This is a genomic window from Streptomyces albicerus (assembly GCF_008905045.1).
Taxonomy (GTDB): Bacteria; Actinomycetota; Actinomycetes; order Streptomycetales; family Streptomycetaceae; genus Streptomyces; species Streptomyces albicerus.
The window spans coordinates 1-5,922 of sequence record NZ_VWMY01000166.1 but is presented as its reverse complement, the minus strand read 5'-3'; the positions used below and the strand labels follow the sequence as shown (position 1 = coordinate 5,922).

6 protein-coding genes and 1 pseudogene are annotated in these 5,922 nt (G+C 68.4%); 4 read left to right on the top strand and 3 right to left on the bottom strand.

Annotated features, from left to right (window positions below):
• A partial coding sequence (locus tag GAS53_RS54305) for an AraC family transcriptional regulator (protein ID WP_151485218.1) occupies nt 1-96 on the top strand: 96 nt, incomplete at its 5' end.
• 204 nt (nt 97-300) lie between these two features.
• Nucleotides 301-507 (top strand): transposase family protein, encoded by a 207-nt coding sequence (locus GAS53_RS57500; RefSeq protein WP_225859722.1) that lies wholly within the window; start codon nt 301-303, stop codon nt 505-507.
• 89 nt (nt 508-596) lie between these two features.
• On the opposite strand, the gene GAS53_RS54295 is transcribed toward GAS53_RS57500, so the two are convergent.
• The gene (locus tag GAS53_RS54295) at nt 597-1,985 is read right to left on the bottom strand and encodes a HupE/UreJ family protein (RefSeq protein ID WP_151485217.1); all 1,389 of its coding nucleotides are present in this window, start codon (nt 1,983-1,985) and stop codon (nt 597-599) included.
• Nucleotides 1,982-3,199: a DUF3500 domain-containing protein gene (locus GAS53_RS54290; protein WP_225859721.1), complete on the bottom strand. Its 1,218-nt coding sequence runs from the start codon at nt 3,197-3,199 to the stop codon at nt 1,982-1,984. Before GAS53_RS54290 ends, GAS53_RS54295 begins: the two co-directional genes overlap by 4 nt.
• Before the next feature lie 336 nt (nt 3,200-3,535).
• Between GAS53_RS54290 and GAS53_RS54285 the strand changes: the two genes are divergently transcribed.
• On the top strand, nt 3,536-3,865 hold the full coding sequence (locus GAS53_RS54285) for a hypothetical protein (protein ID WP_192583722.1): 330 nt from the start codon (nt 3,536-3,538) through the stop codon (nt 3,863-3,865).
• A gap of 180 nt (nt 3,866-4,045) precedes the next feature.
• Complete coding sequence (locus GAS53_RS54280; protein ID WP_151485216.1) at nt 4,046-4,690, top strand: hypothetical protein; 645 nt, start codon at nt 4,046-4,048, stop codon at nt 4,688-4,690.
• A gap of 25 nt (nt 4,691-4,715) precedes the next feature.
• On the opposite strand, the pseudogene GAS53_RS54275 reads toward GAS53_RS54280, so the two are convergent.
• Nucleotides 4,716-5,716, bottom strand: a pseudogene (locus tag GAS53_RS54275) (IS5 family transposase).
• Nucleotides 5,717-5,922 lie beyond the last annotated feature (206 nt).

Genomic DNA, 5,922 nt, shown 5'->3' with positions numbered 1-5,922 from the left:
GTGGACGCGACCCACTTCAGCAAGGTGTTCAAACAGGCCTACGGAATCTCGCCTCGCGCCTGGCGCGACCAGAACCACCCCCGCTCCTGCGCGTGATGGTCCGCGCGGCCGCGTTTCGCGTGACCGACCTTGGACGCTCGGTCTGGGGCAAGGGCAATGTCGTTCAGAGGACCTGTCCGGCTTGATGCGGGTTCACCTGATTGACGTGGGCGGAGTTCATCGACGGGGACAGAACCGATGCAGGTACGACTCCCGGGTGATCATGAGGTGTCGAGTCCCTGATCACCGCAGAGGAAGTCCGTGCCTGCCCGTTCATCGTGCCTGGGCCGGCCCGCTGCTGTCCGGCCTCCCAAGACTGGGGAACACCCGGTTCTGCTGGACTGTCTCTCCGGGGTTGCCGATCCGCGCCGGGCCAAGGGCCGCCGCCATCCCCTCGCCTTCGTCCTTGCGCTCGCTGCCTGCGCGGTACTGGCCGGCTCACGTGATCAACCCCGACAGATCCACTGAACGACGTCGCCCTGCCCGCTGGTGCCGACGGCGTAAGACCTCCTGGAGCGCTGCTCCAGGAGGCAGCTTGAGCCAGGTATCCCCCTCGTCTACGAGGGGGAGGATTCCAACTCGGGACATGTCGCCGCAGCGGGCTCGGTCGGCCCGGGCCGTGCGTGCTGACGGGTGGCCAGGGTCCAGGCGATGGCGGCGAGTGCGGTCACCGTGAGGGCGGCCAGCATCGGCGTGGTGTGGGATCCGGCGCTGTCGGCTGCCCGGGCGACGGGGTTGGGCAGTCCGAGGCGGTCGGCCAGCCAGCCGACGGCCGCGGTGCCGGTGAGCAGGGCGCCGGCCAGTCGTAGCGTGGGCTGGATGCGCAGGCGTGCCAGCATCAGCAGCGAGGGCAGGGCCAGGCAGACCAGCAGGAGCTGGACCAGTTCGATGCCGAGGTTGAAGCCGAGGAGGCTGGTCACGAGCTGTCCGGTGGACAGGTGCATCTCCGCCAGGACGAAGGAGAACGCCATACCGTGGCCGAGCCCGAAGACTCCGGCCACGAGCGCCTCCTTGCCCGGGAAGAGGGGGCGGATCGCGTGGATCGCGCCGACGAGGATGCTGGCGGCGATGAACGCCTCGACCGGCCAGTCGGGGATGTCCAGGCGGCCGAGCGCGGTGACGGCCAGCGCGACGGAGTGCCCGGCGGTGAAGGCGAGCGTGATGCGGGCGATCCGGCCGAGCGCGGACCGGGCGCCGACCAGGCCGTCCCAGCGCCGTCCGGTGGCCGCGAGCGGTGCGGGCAGGAGCAGGATCAGCAGGAAGAGCAGGTGGTCGGTGCCGGTGAGGATGTGGTCGCCGCCCAGCTTCACCATGGCGAGGAACCCGCGCCAGGCGCTGCCGTCGCCGAGGTCGACTTTCAGGGCGGGGACGGTCATGGTCCGGGTGTCGACCCGGATGGTGCCGACCTGGGTGGCGCCCTCGCCGTCGATCTGCCCGGCGGCCCAGTCCTGACGTATCGTCACCAGGGCGGTGTGCGTGATGACCTGGTGGACGATGACGTCGTAGTCGAAGGTGAAGTGGCGTACGTCGGTGCCGGCCGGCGGGGTGAGTACGGCCTCGGCGACCAGCTCGCGGTAGGGGCCGGTGGAGGTCTGCTCGGTGCGGCTGAGGCTCAGGCTGCCGATGCTGACCTGCCAGGCCTTGCCCTGGGTGGTGGCCGGGTGGATGTGCTTGCCGAGGTAGGTCCGGATGGCCTCGGCCTTTCCGGACAGCGTGGCCTGGGTGGTGTCGCTCAGGTCGATCCCGCTGGCCCGGGAGAAGTCGTCGACCGGCAGTTCCAGCCGTGCGGCGACCGACGCCTGGTACACGTCGAGTTCCACCACCGAGTGCGGCATCGGATGCGCGGCGGCCGGCGGCGCCCCGAGGAGGAGCGCCGCCGGTACCGCGATCGCGATCCCGGCCATCAGACGCAGTGCTGTGGTCAGCCAGTTTCGCGGTCGGGTCATGAGAAGGAGAACTCGTTGCCGTAGTCGCGGGTGTGGTCCCGGTAGACGGTGTGGTAGTGGACCTTGTCCTGGTAGACGAAGCCGTTCTGGCAGACGAACTCGATCCACACGCTGGGGCCGTCGATGCGGACGTAGTCGCCCTGGGTGTCCAGGTCCGTGCCGCCGGAGTAGCTGACGTAGGTCTGGTCGAGTTCCTTCGCGTACGTCTTCATGAGCCGCTTCGCGGTGGCGTCGTCCACGCCGGCGACCCAGGGGTGGATGGCCTCCAGGACCAGCTTCTTCTGCTTGGGCGACAGCGAGCTGGCCTTGATGCCCTCCTTGGTCTCGGGGAACTGGCCGTCCTCGTCCGGGCCGAGCAGCACGTCGTTGAAGGACTCGGACAGCTTGGCCTTGGCCAGCTGCTCCGTGCTCAGGCTGCCGGTCAGGGCGAGCATGGCGTTGCGGAACTTCGCCATCGGCTCGTACGTGGTGCCGTCGTCCGCGGTCCAGCTGGTGGGCTCGACGCCGGTGAAGAACGGGCTGGCGCCGGCCACCTTGCCGTCCTTGTAGGTGACGTTCACGGCGAGGTGGTGGCCGCCGAACTGCAGTTGCCAGGTGCCGTCGACCGACGGGGTGCCCAGGAACGCCATGAGGTAGATGTCACTGCCGTACCCGGCGCCGCCGCCTGCGCCACCGCCGGGGTCGCCGGACGGTGGGGTGCCCGTGGGGGCGTCGGTGGCCGTGGCGCTCGGGTCCGCCGAAGCGGAGGGGTCGGCCGAGGCCGAGGGGGCGTTCGACGTGCCGCCCGACGGCGCGGCGGGCCCGGAGCCGGAGCTCTCCGCCGAGGCCAGCTGGTCGTCGGCCAGGAGGGTCTCAAGGACGTGCTCGTAGCCGGTGCCCTTGCCGGTCCCCAGGGCCACCTTCAGCACGTTCTTCAGGGCGGCCAGCTGCTCGTCGCTCAGCGAGCCCGTCTGGATGCCGACCCGGCAGGACGACCCGCACGGCAGGTTCGACCACGCGGTCGCGTTCGCCTGGGAGTAGTCCAGGACCGTCGCCGCCTGCTGGTCGGAGTCCAGCGTGTTCAGGAACGCGTTGGCGGCGCTGACCACGGCCGCGACGCCGTTGGCCTTCTTGTCGACCGGGTAGTGGACACCGGCCTTCTTCGCGGCGCCCGTGGTTGTCGCGGCGTTGGCCGCCACGAATCCGCCCCCGACGAGGACCACACCGGCGGCCACGCCGGCTATGCCCCGCCAAGTCCGTCGGTGACGAGCCCGACTTGTTCTCTCTTTGCTCACGAACACTCCCTGAAGACAAGGGTGGGGGACGGTGCGCCGACTCTGCGGGCGGCGGCGTCCAGAACACGCGCGCGCTGGATGAGAGAGCTATCAGCAATATTGTTGACAGCTCAAGGCGCGAGCCTTCGGGCCTGTCCCAATTGGATGGCTGGCACCCCATACACGGGAAATATCCTGGGCTCGTTGACAGGTTTCTCTCATCGCGGCTTCAGCCGCCGAAACGGGCGCGCGTCACGAGAAGACCGCCGTCCCGGCACCTTCTCCACCATCGGCAGGATGGCCGCGCTCCACCTCGCTGAACAGCGTCCGACGCGTGATCGCGGCGACGACGTCCAGAGGGAACAGCCCGCCCTGCACGCGGTCGGCGATCTCACCCTCACCGGCCGCGTCGAGACCACCCTGCGCACCGACACCCCCGACGGCGACCGCCCGGCCCTGCTCGTCGGCTGCGACGGCAGGAACCTGTGGGTCACCGGCCCGGACGGGGACGGGCTGGGCGAGACGGTCCTGACCGAACCCGCGGCGACCCTGCGCATCCTCACCATCGGCGAACACATCGAGGTCTACGCCGACGGCGTCTTCGCCCTCACCACCCTGTGCTACTAGGGCACGTATCGAGTTGTGATTAAAGGGCGGTTCAAGCGTGACCTTGCGGAGCGCCCCTCATGCTCGCGGACATCGATCTCCATCCGGTGGTGCAACGCACCTCAGAGACTGTCGGTGCGCGGTACTACGCTGCGGCAGCAACTGGCTCCGTTCGGGCGCGTAGACGTGGAAGAGAGACTGATGAGACCGCTGGACTTGCTGGTAAGGGAGTACGTGGCCCCAGTGATGCGAGCAGCCAAGTTCAAGCGGTCTGGCCGCACCTTCCGCTTCGTCTCGGACAGTGGTGATCAGGCTGTTCTCGGGTTCGCACGTCACTACGTCGACCCGGACGCCGCTGTGTTCGACGTGGGGTACCGCATTGTGCCGGCCCCGTACTGGGAGTGGATCAATCGGCAGCACTGGGCCAGCGGGGAGGTGGGGGCTCCCCCTGCCTTCGTGCTGGCGGCTGTGGCTGGCGACGTGATTCCACCATCACAGGCAGCACATATGCCCGGCATCGAGGGGCGGCTTCGCTCACGCTGGGCTCTACGCGAGGACAACCGACACATCTGCGGGGAGGCGCTGGCAAGTGCGTTGCGCGACGAAGCGATTCCGCAGATGATCCACCTGCTTGACCGAACCAATCTCCTGCACGAGTGTCGCCATCCGACCATGCCGGTCGTGCGACTGGTGCCGCTGACCAGGCTGGAGATCTTGCTGCGGGTCGATGACGCACCGGTTCGGGAGATAGAAGCGCTGCTGGCCGACGTGCGGCCAGCTGGTCCTGGGGACGATTTCGCCGCCTGGGTGCGTCGGCGGCTGGCGACTCGCGCCGTCGGCCGGTAAGGCGCTCAAGTCGCCGCCCGAACGGTCAGTCGCATCGGATGAGGTCTTTGATCCAAATCATCGAGGCGCGCAGGTGGAGGCCGGCGAGGTAGCTGTCCGGGATCTTGTCGTAGCGAGTGGCGATGCCCCGCCAGGCTTTCAGCTTGTTGATCAGTCGCTCGACGGTGTTCCGCTCCTTGTAAAGGTCGGCGTCGTGACTGACGGGTCGACCGCCCTTGCTGCCCTTCTTCTTCCGGTTGGTGGCTTGGTCCTTCTTCTCCGGGATGACCGCCTTGATACGGCGTTTACGCAGGTGGGCCCGGTTACCGCGAGACGAATAGGCCTTATCTGCGGCGACCGCGTCCGGGCGGGTGCGGGGGCGGCCGACGGGCCCGCGGACGCGTATCTTCTGGAGCACGGGGATGAACTGCGTGCTCTCCGCGGCCTGGCCCGCGGTCAGGACGAATGCCAGCGGGCGGCACTTGCGGTCGGCGGCGAGGTGGACCTTGCTGGTCTGCCCGCCCCTGGAGCGTCCCAGGAGTGCGGCCTTCAGGCGGATTCTGCGTCGGCGCCGGACGCCGCGTCGCTCCTCCCGCTCGGGATCCGCTTCGGCTTCCTGCCCGTTTTGTTCTTCGGAGTTGCCCCTTTTGACCTGGCCTTCTCCTCCTCGGCGGCGGCCTTCTCCAGAGCGGCGAGGAGGCCCTGATCCAGGTGCATCCCGGCGGCGTCGTGGTGAGCGCGCGCGGTGGTGGAGTCGATGCTGACCAGGGACAGGTCCACCTCACCCCGCTTCGCTGCTTCCGCGATCAGGCTCTCCAGCAGGGCCTCGAAGACGCCGGCGTCACGCCACTGCCGGAAGCGGTTGTGCACAGTGGACCAGGCGCCGAACTCCTTCGGCATCTCCCGCCACTGACCGCCCGTCCTGAACCGCCAGATCACACCCTCGAACTGCTGCCGCAGCCGCATCGGGTACGGGCCGTACTCGCCGATCGGCAGGAACGGCCCGAGGAACTCCCACTCCTCGTCAGTCAGTTGCACTCGCGTCACACAAGAAGATCTACCGGTCCAGACGCCGCCGCGAGGGCGATTCCCGCAAATTGATCACGACTCGATACACGCCCTAGTACTGCAACGGTGCTTGTTCTGATTGCTGGGCAGTTTTCAGGGGCTGTGTCCGCGTCGTTTGTAGTGGCTGATGCGGGCTTGGTGCTGGCGTCGTCGTCGCCAGTGCGACCAGCGCAGGATGTGGTCGG

Excerpts from the sequence above, each read along its gene's own strand:
- GAS53_RS54280 (WP_151485216.1), top strand. The coding sequence starts at position 4,046 with ATGAGACCGCTGGACTTGCTGGTAAGGGAGTACGTGGCCCCAGTGATG.
- GAS53_RS54295 (WP_151485217.1), bottom strand. The coding sequence starts at position 1,985 with ATGACCCGACCGCGAAACTGGCTGACCACAGCACTGCGTCTGATGGCC.
- GAS53_RS54285 (WP_192583722.1), top strand. The coding sequence starts at position 3,536 with ATGGCCGCGCTCCACCTCGCTGAACAGCGTCCGACGCGTGATCGCGGC.